Consider the following 19,810-nt stretch of genomic DNA (forward strand, 5'->3'; position numbering starts at 1 on the left):
AGATGATTTGGAAAAAAAATATATATATTGATTTCTTTTGTAAGAATAAAGATTAATCAAATTCTATTCCAACTTCTTCTTTTAAATTTCTTTCCAAATCTGGAAGATGAGGTTCAACCCAATGATCTTTATTATCAATTCCTGCTGCATTTACATAATTCATAATATGTTGATCCACTTGCTTGTAAAGATCATGCAAATTTAAATCCATACGAATATCATGTGCAATTTCAGAAACTTGTTTTTCTGTTAGACAATGATCTGGATGAAGTAAATCACAACATGGGATTCTCTTCTCGATCAATTCATTTAGATTGATTTTTATTTCGTAATCTTGATGGACAGTCATTGAAATTTATAATTTTATTACTCCAATTTTAATTATGTTTAAGGTTTTGTATATCTTTAGTCAAGAAACAAAGTTCTTTAATGCATATACGGTAATTTTAAATAAATAGATCTTCCAAATCTTTATACAAATCATCATTCTCTTTTTGGTTTTCTATAAGTTCATGGTGATCTAGTGAAAGTTCTTTTTTTGAGGTATAGAAAAGATATCCAAGAGCTCCTAAGAGTAATGTTGTTGGTAAGATCATTAGCATTAAATTGACTTATAATGAATATAGTGCAACACTTATTACAGTCAAGTGCTGAACTTTAATTAATTTTTAAATGCCTACCAAGAAAAAAAGAGTTGGTTTTATTCCTAGAGATGATGTTATGAGAATAATTCAAAAGTTGAGCACAGAGAACAATTTAAGTAATTCAAAAATAATAAGTATTTTGGTAGAAGAAGCACTTTCTATAAGAGGTATATTTAATAAAAAAGATGGTAAAGTAACTCAATCATATCAATCAAATGAGGATAATTCAAAAAACTTAATTGATAAATCTGGTGACTTTACAGATAATGCAAAACTCTCAATTGATACTAACTTGGGAAATCATATTATTCCTAGTAAATTAACCCATTTAAATGAAGAGAATCAGGAAGCTTTTGACTTGCAAACTTATAAAAAGTTTTTATCATTCCTAAAATTTCAGGAAATGATGAATAAATATAACTCTTAATAAAGTGTTGCTAAGTGATGAACTGTGCGTTAAATTCAATTTATACATATAGGAGATTCGCATATAAAGATTATTTTTCATCATTTCAAAAACCTAAATTCAATTAATCTATAAAATATTTATTCCTATGAATTCATCTCTCCCAGGTTTATCTGTAAATCTCCTCCCCCCAGAAAAATTATATTGTAATTTTAGTTATTGGAGTTCTTTGTTCTCCAATGATATGCAAATTTTATGGGATAGGGCCCATGGAGTGCCTTTAGAAAAACTGCCAAAAGGTGTCTCTGATATGATTTTTCCGTATTTATTGCTTGCTCTCTCAGACTACAAGACTTCGCAAATAAATAAAATGAATGGGATAGGATTAGATAATCTATTAAGCCTTTGGTTTGATAAGTACTTATTAAATAAAAATGGTTATTTCGAGCTAATTAAAAAATAATATTTAAAAATTAGCTATTAATATCAAATTTGATTGCTAAAAATTTATTTCGTTTAAAAAATTTTTAAGTGATTCTTTCGGAATTGGCACATCAATAGTTTTGCTATGAATATATTAAATGGTTTGATGATGAATTCTTTAAATTTCTTTTTAACAAATATGTGTATTGTCGTTTTGATAATTTTAATTTGGAGAGATATAAAATTAATAAAAGCAAGTTAAATGAAATTAAATTCTAAAACCCTAAGTTTGATATTAAATCTTTTATTTTGCTTGTTAATATTTATAATTTAATTCTTAGTCTTTATTAATTAATTTTCAAAAAATTCAAAAATTAATATTCGAACTTGGTTGACTTTTTTAGTTATTGCGTTGATAATGACAAAAAAAATTTCTAATTGTGAATTTTCTTTCAGATACTTTTGATGATTTTGTTGATGATCTACTTTCATCCGATGTTAATTTGTTGAAAGGTGAACTTGATTTTTTGCTTATGCAACATTTATTTAATTCTTTAGAATTGAAGCGTATTAATAAAACTGAGATTGAAGATAACGAATCTTTAGTTGCTTAATTTTTTATGAAATATTTTTATGAAAAGTTTTGGGTTCCAGTTTTTGGTTATATTTTATCAAAATTTGTTTTTTTAATAGAAGGTAAAAAGCCAGATTCAAAAAAAAAAGATTAATTACTTTTTATCGTTATAAAGTATTTTTAAATACATAATTTAAGTCTCTATATTTTGATAACAACAAAATTTGTGCTTTAAAATTATAAATATATGCATGGTTGAAATATATATAATTGCTTTTTAGCAAAATTAAAATGAACCAAAATAATATGTTGAAGCCATATACAGTACATTACCGTGATTTTCAAAATATAAGATTAGAAAATTGTTTTTATGCTTTTGACGCCTACGAGGCTAGAACACTAGCAATGGAATTTAATAAGTATATTAGTGAGCATCCAAATAGTATAGACCTTATAAGATGCGAAAAATGAATAAAAGTTTTTAGTAATCTAAAATAATTTCTTTAGACACTTAAAAACTTATCTATAACTGCTTGACTCAACTCACTAGTATTTCCGCTAGCTACAATTCCGCCGCGTTGCATCGCATAATATCTATTAGCTTGTCTTACAAAATGCAAGTGTTGTTCAACTAATAAAACACCAATTCCTGTATCTCTAATTATCTGATTAATTGCATTTTCAATGTCTAAAACTATATTCGGTTGAATACCTTCAGTTGGTTCGTCAAGTAATAATAGTTGAGGTTTGCCCAGCAATGCTCTTGCAATAGCTAATTGCTGTTGCTGTCCACCACTAAGATCTCCACCTTTCCTTTGCAGAAAATCTTTAAGGATTGGGAAGAGATCGTAAATAAATGTGTCTATATTCTTGTTCTTAGATAATCCACCTGGTAGAGACTCCATTCCTAACATAAGATTTTCTTCAACTGATAGATATGGAATAATTTCTCTGCCTTGAGGAACGTAAGCCATTCCTTTCCTCGCTCTCTGATGAGGTGCTTTTCTATTCATATTTTCACCTATCAAATAAATATCGCCTTTTTTTTGTTTTAACAAGCCAATTAGTGATTTCAATAAAGTTGTTTTGCCAACTCCATTTCTACCAATCAAACAAACCATTTCTCCTGATTTAACATTTAAATCTACATCTCTAAGAATATGACTCTCGCCATAATAAGTATTTAACGATTTTATTTCGAGTAAATTTTCCATAATTAGTCCTCAGGTCTTCCTAAATAAACATCAATTACTTTTTTGTCTTTTTGTATGGTTTCCATCGTTCCCTCACATAATACTGTTCCCTGATTTAATACTGAAACATTACTATCAAGTCTTCTTATAAATTCCATATCGTGATCTATTACTACTACAGTATTTTCGCCTGATAAAGATTTTAATAAATCAGCTGTAAGATCAGTTTCTTCATCAGTTAAACCGGCAACAGGTTCATCTACTAACATTAAATCTGGCTTCTGTCCTACTAACATGGCTATTTCGAGCCATTGTTTTTGTCCATGCGATAAAGATCCAGCTTTAGAATCAACTTTTTGAGCTAAATTAACAATCTTCATAAGACGATCAATCTCATTAAGCTGCTCATCCTTAATACTTTTATTTATAAGGTTTAAGGGACTTTTAGGAGTTGTCACCGATATTTCAAGATTTTCTTTAACTGTTAGATTTTCAAAGATTCTTGGACTTTGGAACTTTCTTCCAACTCCAAGTCTGGCTATTTTATGCTCCTTTCTACCTACTAAAGATTTCCCTTTAAAAATTACTTCACCATTTGTTGGCTTGACCTTTCCAGTAATTACATCAAGAAATGTTGTTTTACCTGCGCCATTGGGTCCTATTACAGCTCTTAATTCTCCTTTCTTCAAATTTAAATTAAGTTTGTTAAGAGCTAAAAAACCCTCGAAACTAACAGTAATATCTATTAAATTTAGAAGATCTTTATTATTCATTATTCCCCTCCTTATTGTTAACTTCTAAGCTTGGATAGGTTTCAATCTTTCTTTTCAAACCAAATTTTTGAAGAAGATTCCTAGGACCATCTCCTTGAATCCATCCTAAAACTCCCTCTGGCAGAGCTGTTACAACTAATATAAATAACCCTCCTTGAATAAACATCCAGCTAGCAGGTAAAGCTTCACTTACAAGACTTTTTGCATAGTTGATAAAAACTGCTCCTAGTATCGCTCCCAATAAAGTTCCTCTTCCTCCAACAGCAACCCATATAACCATTTCTATAGAAAAGGGAACTGTCATAAATTGAGGGGATACTATCCCAGACTGAACGGTATATAAAGCTCCCGAAATTCCAGCGAGTCCTCCAGCAATAGAAAATATTATCGTCTTGAATATAACTGGGTTATATCCTGTAAACCTAACTCTTGGTTCATCATCTCGGATTCCTATAAGTATATTCCCAAATCTTCCTTTAACTACCCACTTTGCAAAAAACCATGCTGCTATTACTAGTATGGCGGTTATCCAAAAGAATATTCTTTGCATAGACTCAGAGCCTACCATTTGACCAAATAGTTGTGTTACATCTGTTTTTAATCCATTTGTTCCATTTATAAGTTTTTGTTGTCCATTAAAGAAGTTAAAAAATACAAGAAGAGAAGCTTGAGTAAGTATAGAAAAATAAACCCCTTTGATTCTATTCCTGAAAACAAGAAATCCAATTAAACCAGCAACCAATGCTGGAATTATCCAGATAGCGAAGAAGGTAAAAACAGGCGATCTAAACGGTTCCCAGAAAAAAGGTAATTTTTCAACACCATATAAAGCAAAAAATTCAGGAATATTATTTGGAAATTCAGAGGAGCTGGTTATTTGCAAATACATTGCTGCACAATATCCACCTAGTGCAAAAAATATACCTTGTCCAAGACTTAGTAAACCTGTATATCCCCAGATAAGATCAACACCAAGTGCAACTATGGATAATGATAAGTATCTACCTAAAAGGTTTAGTCTAAATACAGGGAGTATAGTTGGTGCTGCAATAATTAAGGCTATTAATATTATCCAAAATGATAATACTATTTTTTTATCAAATTTAATTTTACTTAAGGACATTAGTTTTCAACCATCCTTCCTTTTTGAGGAAATAAACCTGTAGGTTTAAATTGTAAGAATATAACAATTAGTGCAAATATCATTACTCTTGCCATACTTGTGGTCGCAAAAAAGTTAATTGTGTTTGATAAAGGTAAAGGCATATCTGGCCATATTGATAAGAGCCTTCCGGCTCCGATTAAATCAGTCATTATTCCTATTCCAAATGAAGCAAGTACTGTTCCTAATAAATTTCCTACACCTCCCAGCACTACAACCATAAAACAACCAACTATGTAGTTTCCGCCAACATTTGGTCCTACAGAACCTAAAAGAGATACTGCTACACCAGCAACTCCTGCTAAGCCAGATCCAATTCCAAAAGTAATTATATCCACTTTTTCAGTAGATATACCAAGACAATCACTCATTTGTCGGTTCTGAGTAACTGCTCTTATACGCATCCCCCAGGCACTTTGATTAAGAAATAATGTTATTGCTATTACAGAGATTAGAGTTATGACAATTATCATTAATCTTGTCTTAGGAAATGCAGTTCCAATGATTTCAACTTGACCTCTCATCCATGAGGGTGCTGTTACATCAACATTTCTAGCGCTTGCTCTACTAAGTTTGCTGACAGAGGATGAGATTACACCACCTGTCAGGACCCCAGTTAAAGCAGCAAATATCCAAGAACTAAATTTAAAATATTTGAAATTTATTGATTCTTTTATTTTTGAAGGGAATGTTGTTGGTAAGAATAACCCAATTAACAGACTTATAACCAGACCGGTCCCATAAGCTAAAGGTACACTTCTGACAAATTGTTGAAGAATTAAGCTTACGCCCCAAGTTGCTAGAAGTGTTTCTAGTGGACTTCCATAAAGCTTTCTTATTATGGTTTTTTCCAGAAGAATGCCAACTACTCCACTAACAATAAAAGCAAGGAAAATAGAAACTATTATGTACGAATTGTAGAAAGGTTTTAATATAGGTAATTTGAAAATTAATTGTGTTACGTATGTTGTGTAAGCCCCAAGCATCATAAGCTCTCCATGGGCAAGATTTATTACACCCATAAGACCAAAAACAATTGCTAGACCTAATGCTGCAACAAGTAGTACAGATCCGATTGCAACACCATTAAAAAGACTATCGAGAAGTAACTCCAATTTTAAAAAAGAAAAATTTGATTATATAAAATAAAAGGAGGTGTTAACCTCCTTTTATTTTGAAGTATAGGTTTTAATAAGTTTAAAGCTTATACTTTTCTCCTTTTGAAGGATCTGTCCAATCGCATGCAAATCCTTTTGAACTTGGATGCTTTTGGTTCCATGCTTGAGGAAGTACAACTCCTGTCTCTTCAAGGATTGTAAATCCACCCTCAGCATTAATCTCACCAATTCTCACTGTTTGAGATAAGTGGTGATTAGGCATAACTTCAACAGGACCTTGTGGAGCATCAAACTTTTGTCCAACAAGGGCTTCCCTAACTGCGTTGTCGTCGAATGTTCCAGCATCTTCTACTGCTTGTTTCCATAAGTAGACCATGTTATAAGCAGATTCTTGAGGATCAGCTACAACACGATCTGCTCCCCATCTTTTCTTGAAACTTGCAGCAAATTTCTTAGATGCAGGAGTATCAATTGACATCATGTAGTTCCAAGCACCGTAGTGACCTTCAAGGAACTCAGGACCAATTGTGCTAATCTCTTCTTCAGCAATTGAATAGTTCATTACGTAATATCCACTTGAAGGTGTGATACCGGCGTCTTGAATCTGTTTGAAGAATGCAACGTTTTGGTCACCATTAAGAGTATTAATGATTATTCCACCGTCAGGCAACGCTTTTTTGATTTTTGAGATAATCGGAGCAACTTCAGTATTTCCTAATGGAAGGTAATCTTCTCCAACAACTTTACCGCCTAACTGTTTTACCTGAGCTTTCGTGATTGTGTTTGAAGTTCTTGGGAAAACATAATCAGAACCTACAAGGAAAAAATCTCCACCAGCTGCGGGGGAACGCTTATACATGAAATCTGTAGCAGGTTCCGATTGTTGGTTTGGTGTGGCTCCTGTATAGAAAATGTTGTTAGAACATTCCTGAGCTTCATATTGAATTGGGTAATAGAGGAACGCATCTTTTGATTCGTAGACAGGTAACATTGCCTTTCTACTTGCAGAGGTCCATCCACCAAATACGACAGGAACTCCGTCTTGGTCTATAAGTTTTTTTGATTTTTCAGCAAAAGTTGGCCAGTCAGATGCACCATCTTCGACTATGTATTCTATTTTGTAGCTTTTGCCGCCAACTTTAACACCACCAGCAGCATTTATCTCTTCAATAGCCATTTTTTCTGTATCAACAAGAGTTGATTCAGAGATAGCCATTGTTCCGGATAACGAATGCAAAATACCAACGGTGACTGTGTCATCGAAACTTCCTGAGGTTCCGCCTCCACCACACGAAGTTGCGGTGACCGCAAGTGAGGCAGTAGCTAAACCTGCCAAAATACGCCTTGAAATTCTCATGAATTAGGATAAATTAGGTAATTGACCCTCATTAGGGGGATAAAGTAAAAGTTATTAACGAGTGAGGATTCGTTTTGTATCGGTCGTAACTTTTTGTTGAATCCAATATATTAGTAATGATCATTTTTCTAGTTTCGATTGTTGGGTATATGTGATTCTAAAAATTGAATTATTTCTTCAACTCCCATGCCGCTACTTAGGTTGGTAAAAAACCATGGTTTCCCTTTTCTCATAAATTCAGTATCACTTTTCATAATATTTAAATCTGCACCAACTTTGTCTGCTAAGTCAATTTTGTTTATCAATAATAGATCCGACCTTGTTATCCCTGGGCCCCCTTTTCTAGGGATTTTGTCTCCGGCAGATACATCAATTACATATATTGATAAATCTACAAGTTCTGGACTAAAACTAGATGCTAAATTATCACCTCCACTTTCTACAAAAACAAAATCTAATGGATTATATTTATTTTCTAAATCTAAAACTGCATTTTTATTTAATGAACAATCCTCTCTTATCGCGGTATGAGGACACCCTCCTGTTTCTACACCAATAATCCTTCCTTCCTCTAAAACCTTCTTATTTATTAGAAAGTTAGCATCTTCTTTGGTGTAGATATCATTGGTAACAACTGCTATCTCATAATTTTTATTCATGCTTAAGCATAGAGTTTCTACTAATGCAGTTTTTCCTGAACCTACAGGCCCAGCAACCCCTACTCTCAATTTGCTGCTCATAAATTAATTTCTAAAAAGTTTTGTATAAAGGTCATTATGATTTTGTTGTGCCATAGCTAAACCTACATTGCCAAAATAGATGTCATCAATTTCTTTGTCCATAATTTCTTTAGAAACTTTTGAAATTATTGCTAGTAAGTCTCTCTGGATTAATTGTGCTTTTGTTGCCCCAATAGGAATAATTCTTAATGCAGCACTAAGTTGGTTTGCACTCCACGAATAGAAAAAATTCTCAATCATTTCTAACTTGGTAATTTTAAAACAATAACAAGCCCAACTCCACGCCAATGGCCAAGAGCTTTTTTTATTATTTTTACATAGATATTCAAATCCAAATTCTTTGGTTAAATCAAAGAGAGATTTTGCCATTTGAATTTGTTGTTCTCTAATTTCGAGTGTGTCCTTTGATGAGAGAATCCATTTATCCAAGCTCATTAGCTTATGCAAATTACCTTTTAAATTTTTGCCTTCGTTTATCTCATCGAAAATATCAAAAAAATCTAGTAAAAGTCTTGCATCTAATCTTATTTGACCAATTTTTAATTCATTTATTATTAAGTCTTTTACCGAATTTGAATCTATTAAATTTTTATTATGAAGATAACTCTCCATTCCCTCCGAATAACAAAATCCTCCAACTGGTAAGTTAGGACTTATTAATAAATATTTTAATAAGTGACTTTTACTCATGACTATGGGCACCTCTTTCCGGAAAAAACTTTTTTTTCGTATTTTTTACATTAACTTTAAAATTAAGAAGCATATTTTTAATAACATAATCACTTTTTGTTAGAAGAATGCCTTCTTCGATTTCTACTTCTACGTGCCTATTCCCAAGATGATAAGCAGTTTTAATAAGCTCAATTTTAGAATTTGAACTTATTTCAATTAAATCTTCTGTTTTGGCAATTATCTCTACATAAAAATTGGATTCATTAGTTGAAAGAATATCTCCATCATTTAATTTACCATTTCTAGGTAATTGCAAAATTATTTCTTGATCACAATCAGTTAATCTTTTACCTCTTAAGATTCTTCTTTCATCTGAACTTAAGGTAAGTTTTAAAAATAAACCTAATTTCGGTTTTTCCTTAATCCAATCAGTTACAACAATTTGTTTATTCATTCTCATAATCAAAATTTTTGGTTACTTTAATTTAGTAATTAAAGAAAACAATTTATGATTAAAACTTCATGGGAAGGTAATTGTTTCTTAAATTTTTTCAATAATAAAGTAAGTTTAGGAAATGTTGATAAAACAATCTTTAAATCTAAATCAACTTCTCCTTATAAGCTATTAAAGTCTACTCATGATCAAGAGGGCAGATGCATTTTGCCAGTTCTACATACTGCAGGAGGATTGGTAGGAGGTGATTTACTCGTTTTTGAGGTTAATCTTGAAAAAAACTCTAAGGTTTTGTTAACGACTTCTTCAGCTCAGAAAGTATATGGATCAGTTGGAATATCTAAAATTAATCCAAAAGGAAGTTTTTCAAAGCAAAAGAATCTCATAAACATTCTTGACAATTCTCATTTAGAGTACCTTCCCCAAGAAACAATCATCTTTGCAAATGGTTTATATGAGCAAATTTTTAAAGTATCTATTTCAGAAACTTCAAGTTTTTTATTTACTGATTTAATAAGACTTGGAAGATCTTCTTCCGGAGAATCTATTGAGAGTGGAGTTTTTAGGTCTAGATTAGAAATTATAAGAAATAATGATTTACTTGATGATTGGGAATATGTTGATCAAATTGAATTATCTAAGGCAAGCTTTGTAGCCAAGTCAGGCATGGATTATATGCCCGTTTTTGGATCCTTAATTTGGATTTGCGAAAAGGATTTTTCAAAGTCAAAAATAAATAATCTTGTAAGAAAAATAAAAAAGATTTTCAATAAAACTAATAATAATTTATCTATTGGAATCCTTGAAAATGGAATCTCTGTACGATTCCTAGGGAGTTCTTCTCAAGATGCTAGAAAATGTTTTTTTCGTATTTGGAAACAAATTAGGTCTGTAAGTGGATTTTGTGAGCCAAAATATCAAGGTGTATGGCCTTTACAAGATTCTATGAATTATTAATTATGTTCAGAAAGAACCTTTTTTAAGAATTTATAGATTAATTTTTTATTATGCATCTTTCACCTCAAGAAAAGGATAAATTATTGATTTTTTCTGCTGCGCTATTAGCTGAAAGAAGGCTTAGTCGAGGTCTTAAGCTTAATTATCCTGAAACAATTGCTTTTTTAAGTTTTCAAGTTCTTGAAGGAGCACGAGATGGTAAAAGTGTAAGTCAATTAATGTCAGAGGGAACTACCTGGCTTTCAAAATCACAAGTTATGGAGGGCATTCCTGAAATGGTTGATGAAGTTCAAATAGAAGCGGTTTTCCCCGATGGGACTAAATTAGTTACTATTCACAATCCAATTAATTAGTTATGAGTAATTTAATTCCTGGCGAAATAATTCCTGAACAAGGCCAAATTGAACTAAATCTTAGTAAGCAAGTTAAAACAGTAACGGTTTCTAATTCTGGAGATAGACCTGTGCAAGTTGGATCTCATTATCATTTTTATGAAGCAAACAAGGCTTTGATTTTTGATCGAGAAATAACATATGGTATGCGTCTTGACATTCCTGCAGGAACAGCAATTAGATTTGAACCGGGGGATACAACAGATGTCAAATTAGTTCCATTTTCAGGTTTAAGAAATGCATATGGTTTTAATTCATTAGTTAATGGTTCTTTAAATAGTTAGAATTATGTCTTACAAAATTGATAGAAAAACTTATGCTCAAACTTACGGACCTACTACAGGAGATAGAGTAAGGCTTGCTGATACCGAACTGTTTATAGAAGTAGAAAAGGATTTAACTACATACGGAGATGAAGTTAAATTTGGTGGAGGTAAAGTTATTCGAGATGGGATGGGACAGTCTCAAGTAAGAAGAGCTGATGGAGCTGTAGATACCGTAATAACTAATGCTTTGATCGTAGATTGGTGGGGAATTATTAAGGCTGATGTGGGTATAAAAGATGGAATGATTTTTGAAATTGGTAAGGCTGGCAATCCAGATATCCAGGATAATGTTGATATTGTTATTGGTGCATCAACAGAAGTAATAGCTGGAGAGGGGCATATTCTTACTGCAGGTTCAATAGATACCCATATTCACTTTATCTGTCCCCAACAAATTGAGACAGCACTATCCTCTGGAATTACAACCATGTTGGGAGGAGGAACAGGACCTGCAACTGGCACAAATGCGACTACTTGTACTCCTGGTTCTTTTCATATTTCAAGAATGCTTCAATCTGCAGAAGCATTTCCTATGAATTTAGGTTTTTTTGGAAAAGGAAACTCAACAAACGAGATCAATCTTATTGATCAGGTTGAGGCTGGTGCTTGTGGTTTGAAGCTTCATGAAGATTGGGGGACCACCCCTTCTACAATAAATTCTTGTCTAAATGTTGCAGATAAATTTGACGTACAAGTATGTATTCATACTGATACTTTGAATGAGGCAGGCTTTGTTGAAGATACCATCAACGCTATTGCAGGAAGAACTATTCATACTTTTCATACCGAAGGAGCAGGTGGAGGTCATGCTCCAGACATTATAAAAATCTGTGGAGAAAAAAATGTTCTTCCTAGTAGTACAAATCCAACAAGACCTTATACAAGAAACACATTAGAAGAACATCTTGACATGTTAATGGTTTGTCATCATTTAGATTCTAAAATCCCAGAAGACATTGCATTTGCTGAGTCAAGGATAAGAAGAGAGACTATTGCAGCTGAGGATATCTTGCATGATTTAGGTGCCTTTTCAATAATTGCTAGTGATTCTCAAGCTATGGGAAGAGTTGGCGAAGTAATTACAAGAACTTTTCAAACCGCACATAAAATGAAAGTCCAAAGGGGGCCGCTATCGCAGGATTCTGATAGAAACGATAACTATAGAGTGAAGAGATATATTTCTAAAGTCACAATTAATCCTGCAATAGCTCATGGTATTGATAAACATGTTGGGTCTATAGAAAAGGGTAAAATTGCAGATTTGGTATTGTGGAAACCTTCCTTTTTTGCGGTGAAGCCTGAATTAGTTGTTAAAGGAGGATCTATAGTTTGGTCCCAAATGGGTGATGCAAATGCTTCAATTCCTACTCCAGGTCCCGTACATGGTCGGCCTATGTTTGCAAGTTTCGGCCAATCTCTAATTAAGAGTTCTTTTACCTTTCTAAGTAAAAATTCAATTGAACAAAATATTCCAAATAAATTAGGCTTACAAAAAAAATGTATTGCCGTAGAAAATACAAGAAATATCAATAAATCAAACTTAAAACTTAATACTAAACTACCAAATATTTCAGTTGATCCTCAAACTTATGAAGTTTTTTCTGATGGAGAACTTCTTACTTGTGAACCACTTGATGAAGTCCCAATGGCTCAGAGGTATTTTTTGCTTTAGAAGTTTTTAATTAATTCTTTTTCACTTATCTTTATGTCTTTTGACCCCGCAATCGCTAAATCTTCTTGAAGTTTGTTCTCACAAGATAGAACCCTTGACCAACTTGGTAATTGAAGTGTTGTAGGACAAGCCAGATAATCTTCTGTAGCAGGTCTTAATAGTTTCGCAAACTTTTGTACTGATAATTCTTCTTCGTGCCTATCGTATGGAAGTTGATTAACTGCTGAATCTAATCCAAATTGTTTTACCCGATCTTCTCCAACTCTTTTGTAGAGAACTTCTAAAGTTGCTAGTTGAGTGCTAGTTAAGGTCTCGGCTTGATGCTCCATGAGACCTCTCAAAACACTTGATAGTATTTCTGTACACATTTTTTGCAATCCTTCTTTAGAAGAATCTCCAATGTTCTTATGTTTATGGTCAAATAAACCTAGGTCAACCTGGGCTATTTTGGAGGTCCTTACGTTTCTATAAACCTCTGATAATAAACCTATCTCTAAACCCCAGTCACAAGGTATTCTTAAATTCATAGCAAGGTCTTTAGTAAAAGCAAACTCACCTGCTAATGGATATCTAAATGATTGAAGATATTGTAAAAAAGGACCCTTACCAACTAATTGCTCCAGACTTGCTAATAAAGGACCCACGAATAATCTTGTTGCTCTTCCTTGCAATTGATTTGTTTCTAGAGATAATCTACTGTAAAAAGCTTTTACATATGATATTCCATATGATTCATCCAGAAGTGGAAGTATCATTCTTGAAGGATATAAAGGACTAAAAGTTCTTATATCAGCATCAAAAAGAGCAACAACTTCTGATTTTCTAGTCGCAACTCCTATACCTTGCCATACAGCCCATCCTTTACCTGGAGTTCCTAAAAGTTCTAATCCATTTTTTTCTTGGCTTTTCAATAGCTCAATTACAGAGGGAGAATTAGTCCATTGAACGTGAACTGGGAATGGCATTGAGTCAAAAAATGATTTTGCTGCCTTAACTTGCTCAACAGTTTTTGCAGAGAGAGCAATTACTAATTCATTTAAGCCTGTAAGGTTTTTTAAAACTTCTCTTATATCTTTTAATGCTGGACGCTCAAATTCCTCATATAAGCAAGGTATTAAAATGCTAGTTGATCTTCTTTTAAGACTTTTGTTTAATTCTTTAAGTAAATTTCCTGTAACTCCATATTCATGTATTGTTGTGATTAAACCTTGTTGAAAGTCCATTTTCTAATTGATGTGCAGAATGGTATTAATACTTCGATGATTTTTTCAAAGTGAAGCAAATTGATTCAGAGAAAAAATTAGATAGATTAATAATTGATAAATTGTTAAAAACAATTTATTCAAATCTTACTACAGAAGAAATTAATTTTATTTCAAACCAATTATTACAGATTTTAGATGATTTCTCAGAGAAATCTTCTTATGAAGAAATAAGATATAAGGAAAGGTGGAATGAATCTCATTCGGTTTTGATAACTTATGCAGATAGTATTTATAAAGATGGCGAGGCAACATTAATAACTCTTAGAAAGTTGTTGAGTAAACATTTTGGCAGTCTTTCTAAAGTTGTACATATTCTTCCTTTTTTGAAATCTACAAGTGATGGAGGTTTCGCGGTTTCAAGTTATGATTCCTTAGAAGAAAAATTTGGTGGTTGGGATGATCTCAAAAGTATATCTAAAAATCATGATTTGATGGCTGATTTAGTACTAAACCATGTCTCATCATCTCACCCATGGGTTCAACAATTTATTAAATCCCAGGAACCAGGGATATCAAATGTTTTTTCACCGAAACAAAGTCTTGACTGGTCAAATGTAGTTAGACCTAGAAGTTCCTCTTTGTTTTCTCAAATAAATACTGATGATGGTCCTAAACAAGTTTGGACAACTTTTGGGCCAGATCAAATTGACTTGAATTGGCATAATCCTAAAATGACTCTTGAGTTCTTAAATTTAATTACTACTTATTTATCTAATGGAATTAAATGGTTCAGGCTTGACGCTGTAGGTTTTATTTGGAAGGAATCAGGGACTACCTGCTTACATTTACCTAAAGCGCATTCAATTGTGAAACTATTAAGAGTTCTTTTAAATAATCTTCTTGATGATGGCGTTTTAATAACAGAAACCAATGTTCCTCAGAAAGAGAATCTATCTTATCTAGTTCCTGATGATGAAGCTCATATGGCATACAATTTCCCATTACCTCCAATTCTCCTAGAAGCAATTATTACTTCCAGAGCTGATATTCTAAACTCATGGATTTTTGATTGGCCGGAATTACCTGAAGATACTACTCTTTTTAACTTTACTGCATCGCACGATGGTGTTGGGCTAAGAGCTCTTGAGGGTTTAATGAATGAGCAGAGAATCAAGGATTTATTAATTAATTGTGAGAAAAGAGGAGGATTAGTAAGTCATAGACGTTTATCAAATGGTGATGATAAACCTTATGAATTGAATATTAGTTGGTGGAGTGCAATGGAAGACTCCAGTAGAGATTCTAAAAGATTTCAATATGAGAGATTTATTTTGAGTCAACTATTAGTAATGGCTCTGAAAGGAGTCCCTGCATTTTATTTGCCAGCATTACTAGCTTCAGAAAACGATATCAAAAGTTTTTCTATGACAGGTCAAAGAAGAGATCTAAACAGAGAAAAGTTTAAATCAGAAAATCTTTCAGCTGTTTTAAATAATCCTGAATCTAATGCTAATAAAAACTTAAAATGTCTTCGTAATGCTATGGATGTCCGATCAAAATTAAAGCAATTTCACCCTTGTTCACAAATGAAATGTTTGTCTAAAGGTAGAAGTGATATTGTTGTAATCAAAAGAGGTATAGGTCCTGAGTCTGTTTTTGCAATCCATAATATGACTGAAAATAAAATTAATTATCAATTGAATGATAATGATCTACCCAAAATAATTGATAATGATTTCAACATCCATGATTTTTTGACATCCACTAAATACAATTGCAAAAATATTAGTCTTGATCCTTTTCAAGTAATTTGGCTTAGTGCTTTATAAAAATGATAGAAAATTCTTCTGTTTGGGTAGTCAGTGATGTAGATGGCACTTTAATGGATCACTCATATGATTTATCACCTGCTAAAGAAACTATAAAAAAACTACAAAAATTATCTATACCCGTAATTCTTTGTACAAGCAAAACCGCTTCTGAAGTAAAAGTTATTAGAAAAGAACTTAACTTGACGGATCCTTATATTGTTGAGAATGGTGCGGCAATATATGGTGAATCTCTTAAAAGAGTAAATGGAGAAATTATTCTTGGAATAAAATACGAATCTCTTGAAGAAATCTTAAATTTTATTTCTAAAGAAATTGATTACAAACTTACTCCTCTTAATAATCTCACTGATCAAGAAGCCACTCAGCTTACAGGATTAGTAGGCAACTCATTGAACTTAATGCGTGAAAGACACTGGAGCATGCCTTTTTTAAATCCGCCAAGTTATTTAGAAGAGAAAATTAATATCTGTTGTAAAAAATTCAATGTTGATATTTTTAAGGGCAATAGAATGAGTCACTTATTATCTACAAAATCGAATAAAGGGAAAGCAATAAATGCTCTTAAAGAATATTCAAATGTTCATAATATTGAAATTATAGGTTTAGGCGATTCTCCAAATGATTTGCCTCTACTTTTAAACTCAGATATTAAAATAGTTATCCCTGGAGTAGATGGACCTAACTTAAATTTACTAGATCAATTAAAAGATTTGGAATTTACTTTGGCTTCTGAACCAAATGGATATGGTTGGAAAAATGAAATCAATAAATTAATAAATAAGCGAGAACTAAGTTAGAAAGATGAAAGATTTAGATTTTAATTTTCCTCTTGATAAATTTGAAAAATTAATTATTGATATTGGTTGGGAATCCTTGGATGATTGGTTCAATTTTTGGAATAACAAAAGAAATATTCTTTCAATTGATCAATATTGGAACAATAAAGTAAATGAGGACTGGATTTGGGGTTTAGCTTTACCTCTTTTATCTCAAGCTTATAGATTTCATAATGATTTTTCTACTAGAAAAATTATTGGGATCTCAGCTCTTCCAGGTACAGGCAAAACAACTTTAGGTAACTGGCTTGAAGCAATATCCTTAAATTTAAATTTCAAAATTGCTGTTATATCAATAGACGATTTTTATCTTCCATCAGATGAAATGAAATTAGCTATTAATAATAACCCTTGGAATGTATCGAGAGGTTTCCCTGGTAGTCACTCAGTAAAATTAATGTATGAAAAATTATTATATTGGAAAATTAATGGAGAGTTAAATGTTCCTGTTTTTGATAAGTCACTGAGGAATGGATTAGGAGATAGATCTCATTGGAGATTTGATAATCCTGATTTAGTAATTCTCGAGGGATGGTTTTTAGGAATAGAACCTTGCTCAATTGATGTTAAAGATCAACATATACAATCAGCAGTGTTGAGTCCAAATGAATCTTCATATACATTAAAGATTCAAAATAAGTTAAATGAATATTTAGATGTTTGGAGTTTAATAGACAATATCTGGCATTTAAAGCCCTTGAAGATTGAATATATGAATATGTGGAAGACAAATCAGGAAAAAGAAATGTTTTTACAGAAAGGCAACTCCCTTAAAGATGAAAAATTATCTAATTTCTTGAGAATGCTTAATGTCTCTATCCCTCATAATAGTTTTGATTTCATAAAATCTTACGCGCTTTTATTAATTGATCAAGAAAGAAATTTAGTTGAGGTTGGATTAAATTTGTAGCATTTTCTAAATTTCTTTTTTTTCAGTAATTTTTTATACAATCTTTTAAGCTTTAAATAGTGTTTAATTATAGATATTTTGCTGTTTAAGGATGGTTGAGTTTTCTTATAAAAATGAAGGCTGCAGAATGGTTGTTTTGCGATGTGTTGGCCCATCAAATTTTTTTTTAGAGAGAGTTTTATTTCCCACTGATATACTTACTTTTATGGCGCCAAATGACTCAAGAGTGGAAATATGGGGAAATGAATTATATGGTCCAAAGTTAGAAGAGAGAATAAGAATTTCCGCTGATAACGAAGATTCTACTTTAGTTGCCTAGTAGAGATTTCCTCTAATTGTCTTCGAGTCAAAATTTTTTACAAATACCTAATTTTTATTGATATTATCTAACTAGTTTTAGTTTTAAAGATGTATCATTTTTCTTCCTTTGCAATAGGAGGTTTTGTTCCTTCTGCAGCTATCGCTGGAGTTCTTCTTTTAATTGGTTTAGGAGCCTTCTTTTATCTTGGCATTAAAGGGCCTACAGATTATTAAAGCTGAGTTTAAAGAACATATAGTTTATTTAATTTTTTATAACCTTACTAAAAAATAATTATCATTATGGATTTAACTACTATTTTATTTATATTAAGCTTACCATTCGTTTTATTAACTGTTTACTTTGGAACAAAAAATGATTTTTATGAGAGTGAAAACTATAAAGGTGATGGCTGTGCTCACGATGTTAAAAGATAATTTTAATCACCTGTAAATACACATGTCCATCTACTATCAAATTGCCAAACAGGTTTATATATTTCATTTGTAATTTTTTCACCTGCCTTATTACATGAATCCAAATCTTTCATGGGAATAGAATGTAAAGAGGGACTTGTTATTCCACTAACCTCTGGTCTTCTACCCGGCCCTTGTCTATAAGTTCCAATTATTAACCAATACTTAGCTTTTGCAGAATCAGAAACGATTAAGGAAAAAAGAAAAAATAATATTAAGATAGATTTTTTTTTCATTTTTATATATTAGCTTTTAATTATTAAATGTAAATTGCTAATAATTGTTTAGGCAAGTTTATAATCTTTTGGAATATCTTAAATTTTTTTTATATGGCTTGATCCAAGGTTTCACTGAATTTATTCCTGTTAGTAGCACCGCTCATTTAAAAGTTATATCTCTTTTTTTAGGTATTGATGATCCTGGCGCATCTTTGTCAGCTACTATTCAACTTGGAAGTGTTTTAGCCATAGCTTGGTATTTTAAAAATGATATTTTTAATTTTAGAAGTCAATCTTCAAAAAAACTTATTGCATATCTCTTACATAAAAGATTATTACGGTCAATTTTGATTGGCACTATCCCAATTGTTTTGCTTGGTGGGAGTATAAAATTATTTGTCCCTTATTTTTTTGATAACGTTCTTCGTTCAAATTTATCAATAGCATTGGTCTCATTTCTAATGGCTTTTTTTATGTACTTGGCCGATAGTTCGAGAAGAGGTTCTATTAATATTAAAAACCATAATTATTCAAATAGCTTTTTGATAGGTTTCTTTCAAGCATTTGCAATTTTTCCTGGTGTTTCAAGATCGGGGATCACTATTTCTAGTGCTTTAATATCAGGATGGGAGAGAGGCGATGCTGCAAAATTTTCTTTTCTTTTAGGGATCCCAGCTATTTCTCTTGCTGCGATTGTTGAGTTTATTTCTTCTTTTAATGATTTTTTTGCATTAGGTTTTTTCCCTCTTTTTGTTGGACTTATTACCACATTTGTGTCCTCTTTATTAGCAATAGATTTCTTATTAAAGTATTTTTCATCAAATGGGTTGAAAATATTTATTATCTATCGAGTAATTTTTGGTATAGTAATCCTTTTGAATTTATAACTGGATGAAAAAATATTTTTTGCAATTGTGTTAAGGTTTTAAAAAAAATCTTTCTAATGAACATTTTTATATCTTTCCAATTAGGTGAAGTGGAAGTTTCAAATCTAACTATATTGGTTTTAGCTTTTTTTTCTTCCTTTACGTTTATAGCAGTAGGAATAAGTTCATATAAACTATACAAATCTCTTATAAATGAAGACGATAAATAATCGGAACGGCGGGATTTGAACCCACGACCCCCACTACCCCAAAGTGGTGCGCTACCAAACTGCGCTACGCCCCGTG

At 31.9% G+C, this 19,810-nt stretch carries 26 protein-coding genes and 1 tRNA gene; 14 read left to right on the plus strand and 13 right to left on the minus strand.

Features of this window, described 5'->3' with window-relative positions; translation table 11 throughout:
• Positions 1 to 52: 52 nt before the first annotated feature.
• Positions 53 to 349: a hypothetical protein gene (locus A9601_RS13315; protein WP_011818319.1), complete on the minus strand. Its 297-nt coding sequence runs from the start codon at positions 347 to 349 to the stop codon at positions 53 to 55.
• A 97-nt stretch (positions 350 to 446) separates the two neighbouring features.
• Positions 447 to 596, minus strand: a complete 150-nt coding sequence (locus A9601_RS18620; protein WP_167315822.1) for a hypothetical protein — start codon at positions 594 to 596, stop codon at positions 447 to 449.
• Positions 597 to 672: 76 nt separating this feature from the next.
• Here A9601_RS18620 and A9601_RS13320 point away from each other — a divergent pair, with 76 nt between their 5' ends.
• From A9601_RS13320 to A9601_RS18885, 4 genes are all read left to right on the plus strand, one after another.
• A complete protein-coding gene (locus A9601_RS13320; protein ID WP_011818321.1) occupies positions 673 to 1,071 on the plus strand; it encodes a hypothetical protein in 399 nt (132 codons plus the stop codon).
• Between the two features lie 127 nt (positions 1,072 to 1,198).
• Positions 1,199 to 1,513, plus strand: a complete 315-nt coding sequence (locus A9601_RS13325) for a hypothetical protein (protein WP_011818322.1) — start codon at positions 1,199 to 1,201, stop codon at positions 1,511 to 1,513.
• Positions 1,514 to 1,913: 400 nt separating this feature from the next.
• Positions 1,914 to 2,087, plus strand: a complete 174-nt coding sequence (locus A9601_RS18625; protein ID WP_011818323.1) for a hypothetical protein — start codon at positions 1,914 to 1,916, stop codon at positions 2,085 to 2,087.
• 251 nt (positions 2,088 to 2,338) lie between these two features.
• Positions 2,339 to 2,518, plus strand: coding sequence for a hypothetical protein (locus tag A9601_RS18885; RefSeq protein ID WP_041484600.1), 180 nt, complete (start codon positions 2,339 to 2,341; stop codon positions 2,516 to 2,518).
• 32 nt (positions 2,519 to 2,550) lie between these two features.
• On the opposite strand, the gene urtE is transcribed toward A9601_RS18885, so the two are convergent.
• From urtE to ureE, 8 genes are all read right to left on the minus strand, one after another.
• The gene (gene urtE / locus A9601_RS13335; RefSeq protein ID WP_011818325.1) at positions 2,551 to 3,261 is read right to left on the minus strand and encodes an urea ABC transporter ATP-binding subunit UrtE; all 711 of its coding nucleotides are present in this window, start codon (positions 3,259 to 3,261) and stop codon (positions 2,551 to 2,553) included.
• Positions 3,262 to 3,263: 2 nt separating this feature from the next.
• Positions 3,264 to 4,013, minus strand: a complete 750-nt coding sequence (gene urtD / locus A9601_RS13340; RefSeq protein WP_011818326.1) for an urea ABC transporter ATP-binding protein UrtD — start codon at positions 4,011 to 4,013, stop codon at positions 3,264 to 3,266.
• A complete protein-coding gene (urtC, locus tag A9601_RS13345) occupies positions 4,006 to 5,136 on the minus strand; it encodes an urea ABC transporter permease subunit UrtC (protein ID WP_011818327.1) in 1,131 nt (376 codons plus the stop codon). The genes urtD and urtC overlap by 8 nt, the downstream gene beginning before the upstream one ends.
• Complete coding sequence (locus A9601_RS13350; protein ID WP_011818328.1) at positions 5,136 to 6,290, minus strand: ABC transporter permease subunit; 1,155 nt, start codon at positions 6,288 to 6,290, stop codon at positions 5,136 to 5,138. Before A9601_RS13350 ends, urtC begins: the two co-directional genes overlap by 1 nt.
• A gap of 82 nt (positions 6,291 to 6,372) precedes the next feature.
• The gene (urtA, locus tag A9601_RS13355; RefSeq protein ID WP_011818329.1) at positions 6,373 to 7,650 is read right to left on the minus strand and encodes an urea ABC transporter substrate-binding protein; all 1,278 of its coding nucleotides are present in this window, start codon (positions 7,648 to 7,650) and stop codon (positions 6,373 to 6,375) included.
• A gap of 128 nt (positions 7,651 to 7,778) precedes the next feature.
• Positions 7,779 to 8,390 carry an urease accessory protein UreG gene (gene ureG, locus A9601_RS13360; RefSeq protein ID WP_011818330.1) on the minus strand — a complete coding sequence of 204 codons (612 nt, stop codon included), beginning with the start codon at positions 8,388 to 8,390 and terminating at the stop codon, positions 7,779 to 7,781.
• Positions 8,391 to 8,393: 3 nt separating this feature from the next.
• Positions 8,394 to 9,080 carry an urease accessory protein UreF gene (locus A9601_RS13365; RefSeq protein ID WP_011818331.1) on the minus strand — a complete coding sequence of 229 codons (687 nt, stop codon included), beginning with the start codon at positions 9,078 to 9,080 and terminating at the stop codon, positions 8,394 to 8,396.
• Positions 9,073 to 9,522, minus strand: coding sequence for an urease accessory protein UreE (gene ureE, locus A9601_RS13370; protein ID WP_011818332.1), 450 nt, complete (start codon positions 9,520 to 9,522; stop codon positions 9,073 to 9,075). Before ureE ends, A9601_RS13365 begins: the two co-directional genes overlap by 8 nt.
• 48 nt (positions 9,523 to 9,570) lie before the next feature.
• Between ureE and A9601_RS13375 the strand changes: the two genes are divergently transcribed.
• From A9601_RS13375 to ureC, 4 genes are read left to right on the plus strand one after another with little or no spacing between them, the layout of a single operon-like run.
• Positions 9,571 to 10,473, plus strand: a complete 903-nt coding sequence (locus A9601_RS13375) for an urease accessory protein UreD (RefSeq protein ID WP_011818333.1) — start codon at positions 9,571 to 9,573, stop codon at positions 10,471 to 10,473.
• A gap of 50 nt (positions 10,474 to 10,523) precedes the next feature.
• Positions 10,524 to 10,826, plus strand: a complete 303-nt coding sequence (locus A9601_RS13380) for an urease subunit gamma (RefSeq protein ID WP_011818334.1) — start codon at positions 10,524 to 10,526, stop codon at positions 10,824 to 10,826.
• 2 nt (positions 10,827 to 10,828) lie between these two features.
• Positions 10,829 to 11,149, plus strand: a complete 321-nt coding sequence (locus tag A9601_RS13385) for an urease subunit beta (protein WP_011818335.1) — start codon at positions 10,829 to 10,831, stop codon at positions 11,147 to 11,149.
• A gap of 4 nt (positions 11,150 to 11,153) precedes the next feature.
• Positions 11,154 to 12,863, plus strand: coding sequence for an urease subunit alpha (gene ureC, locus A9601_RS13390; protein ID WP_011818336.1), 1,710 nt, complete (start codon positions 11,154 to 11,156; stop codon positions 12,861 to 12,863).
• Here ureC and A9601_RS13395 read toward each other — a convergent pair.
• The gene (locus A9601_RS13395) at positions 12,860 to 14,086 is read right to left on the minus strand and encodes a glycosyl transferase (RefSeq protein WP_011818337.1); all 1,227 of its coding nucleotides are present in this window, start codon (positions 14,084 to 14,086) and stop codon (positions 12,860 to 12,862) included. The genes ureC and A9601_RS13395 overlap by 4 nt on opposite strands.
• A gap of 50 nt (positions 14,087 to 14,136) precedes the next feature.
• Here A9601_RS13395 and A9601_RS13400 point away from each other — a divergent pair, with 50 nt between their 5' ends.
• From A9601_RS13400 to A9601_RS18930, 5 genes are all read left to right on the plus strand, one after another.
• Positions 14,137 to 15,897 carry a sugar phosphorylase gene (locus tag A9601_RS13400; protein WP_011818338.1) on the plus strand — a complete coding sequence of 587 codons (1,761 nt, stop codon included), beginning with the start codon at positions 14,137 to 14,139 and terminating at the stop codon, positions 15,895 to 15,897.
• A gap of 2 nt (positions 15,898 to 15,899) precedes the next feature.
• Positions 15,900 to 16,697: a mannosyl-3-phosphoglycerate phosphatase-related protein YedP gene (gene yedP / locus A9601_RS13405; RefSeq protein ID WP_011818339.1), complete on the plus strand. Its 798-nt coding sequence runs from the start codon at positions 15,900 to 15,902 to the stop codon at positions 16,695 to 16,697.
• Between the two features lie 4 nt (positions 16,698 to 16,701).
• Positions 16,702 to 17,646 carry a kinase gene (locus tag A9601_RS13410; protein ID WP_011818340.1) on the plus strand — a complete coding sequence of 315 codons (945 nt, stop codon included), beginning with the start codon at positions 16,702 to 16,704 and terminating at the stop codon, positions 17,644 to 17,646.
• 91 nt (positions 17,647 to 17,737) lie between these two features.
• Positions 17,738 to 17,965, plus strand: coding sequence for a DUF1830 domain-containing protein (locus tag A9601_RS13415; RefSeq protein WP_011818341.1), 228 nt, complete (start codon positions 17,738 to 17,740; stop codon positions 17,963 to 17,965).
• A gap of 89 nt (positions 17,966 to 18,054) precedes the next feature.
• Positions 18,055 to 18,180: a hypothetical protein gene (locus A9601_RS18930; RefSeq protein WP_011818342.1), complete on the plus strand. Its 126-nt coding sequence runs from the start codon at positions 18,055 to 18,057 to the stop codon at positions 18,178 to 18,180.
• 203 nt (positions 18,181 to 18,383) lie between these two features.
• On the opposite strand, the gene A9601_RS13420 is transcribed toward A9601_RS18930, so the two are convergent.
• Entirely contained in the window at positions 18,384 to 18,656 is a 273-nt protein-coding gene (locus A9601_RS13420; protein ID WP_011818344.1) for a hypothetical protein, read from the minus strand.
• A gap of 68 nt (positions 18,657 to 18,724) precedes the next feature.
• Between A9601_RS13420 and A9601_RS13425 the strand changes: the two genes are divergently transcribed.
• Positions 18,725 to 19,525, plus strand: a complete 801-nt coding sequence (locus A9601_RS13425; RefSeq protein ID WP_041484601.1) for an undecaprenyl-diphosphate phosphatase — start codon at positions 18,725 to 18,727, stop codon at positions 19,523 to 19,525.
• Between the two features lie 209 nt (positions 19,526 to 19,734).
• On the opposite strand, the gene A9601_RS13430 is transcribed toward A9601_RS13425, so the two are convergent.
• Positions 19,735 to 19,808: transfer RNA gene (locus A9601_RS13430), tRNA-Pro, on the minus strand.
• Between the last annotated feature and the right edge of the window lie 2 nt (positions 19,809 to 19,810).

The sequence above is a fragment of the Prochlorococcus marinus str. AS9601 genome, from assembly GCF_000015645.1.
Taxonomy (GTDB): Bacteria; Cyanobacteriota; Cyanobacteriia; order PCC-6307; family Cyanobiaceae; genus Prochlorococcus_A; species Prochlorococcus_A marinus_O.

Coding starts and splice junctions, on each gene's coding strand:
- A9601_RS13315 (WP_011818319.1), bottom strand. CDS start 349: ATGACTGTCCATCAAGATTACGAAATAAAAATCAATCTAAATGAATTG.
- A9601_RS18620 (WP_167315822.1), bottom strand. CDS start 596: ATGATCTTACCAACAACATTACTCTTAGGAGCTCTTGGATATCTTTTC.
- A9601_RS13320 (WP_011818321.1), top strand. CDS start 673: ATGCCTACCAAGAAAAAAAGAGTTGGTTTTATTCCTAGAGATGATGTT.
- A9601_RS13325 (WP_011818322.1), top strand. CDS start 1,199: ATGAATTCATCTCTCCCAGGTTTATCTGTAAATCTCCTCCCCCCAGAA.
- A9601_RS18885 (WP_041484600.1), top strand. CDS start 2,339: ATGAACCAAAATAATATGTTGAAGCCATATACAGTACATTACCGTGAT.
- urtE (WP_011818325.1), bottom strand. CDS start 3,261: ATGGAAAATTTACTCGAAATAAAATCGTTAAATACTTATTATGGCGAG.
- urtD (WP_011818326.1), bottom strand. CDS start 4,013: ATGAATAATAAAGATCTTCTAAATTTAATAGATATTACTGTTAGTTTC.
- urtC (WP_011818327.1), bottom strand. CDS start 5,136: ATGTCCTTAAGTAAAATTAAATTTGATAAAAAAATAGTATTATCATTT.
- urtA (WP_011818329.1), bottom strand. CDS start 7,650: ATGAGAATTTCAAGGCGTATTTTGGCAGGTTTAGCTACTGCCTCACTT.
- ureG (WP_011818330.1), bottom strand. CDS start 8,390: ATGAGCAGCAAATTGAGAGTAGGGGTTGCTGGGCCTGTAGGTTCAGGA.
- A9601_RS13365 (WP_011818331.1), bottom strand. CDS start 9,080: ATGAGTAAAAGTCACTTATTAAAATATTTATTAATAAGTCCTAACTTA.
- ureE (WP_011818332.1), bottom strand. CDS start 9,522: ATGAGAATGAATAAACAAATTGTTGTAACTGATTGGATTAAGGAAAAA.
- A9601_RS13375 (WP_011818333.1), top strand. CDS start 9,571: ATGATTAAAACTTCATGGGAAGGTAATTGTTTCTTAAATTTTTTCAAT.
- A9601_RS13380 (WP_011818334.1), top strand. CDS start 10,524: ATGCATCTTTCACCTCAAGAAAAGGATAAATTATTGATTTTTTCTGCT.
- A9601_RS13385 (WP_011818335.1), top strand. CDS start 10,829: ATGAGTAATTTAATTCCTGGCGAAATAATTCCTGAACAAGGCCAAATT.
- ureC (WP_011818336.1), top strand. CDS start 11,154: ATGTCTTACAAAATTGATAGAAAAACTTATGCTCAAACTTACGGACCT.
- A9601_RS13395 (WP_011818337.1), bottom strand. CDS start 14,086: ATGGACTTTCAACAAGGTTTAATCACAACAATACATGAATATGGAGTT.
- yedP (WP_011818339.1), top strand. CDS start 15,900: ATGATAGAAAATTCTTCTGTTTGGGTAGTCAGTGATGTAGATGGCACT.
- A9601_RS13410 (WP_011818340.1), top strand. CDS start 16,702: ATGAAAGATTTAGATTTTAATTTTCCTCTTGATAAATTTGAAAAATTA.
- A9601_RS13415 (WP_011818341.1), top strand. CDS start 17,738: ATGGTTGAGTTTTCTTATAAAAATGAAGGCTGCAGAATGGTTGTTTTG.
- A9601_RS18930 (WP_011818342.1), top strand. CDS start 18,055: ATGTATCATTTTTCTTCCTTTGCAATAGGAGGTTTTGTTCCTTCTGCA.
- A9601_RS13420 (WP_011818344.1), bottom strand. CDS start 18,656: ATGAAAAAAAAATCTATCTTAATATTATTTTTTCTTTTTTCCTTAATC.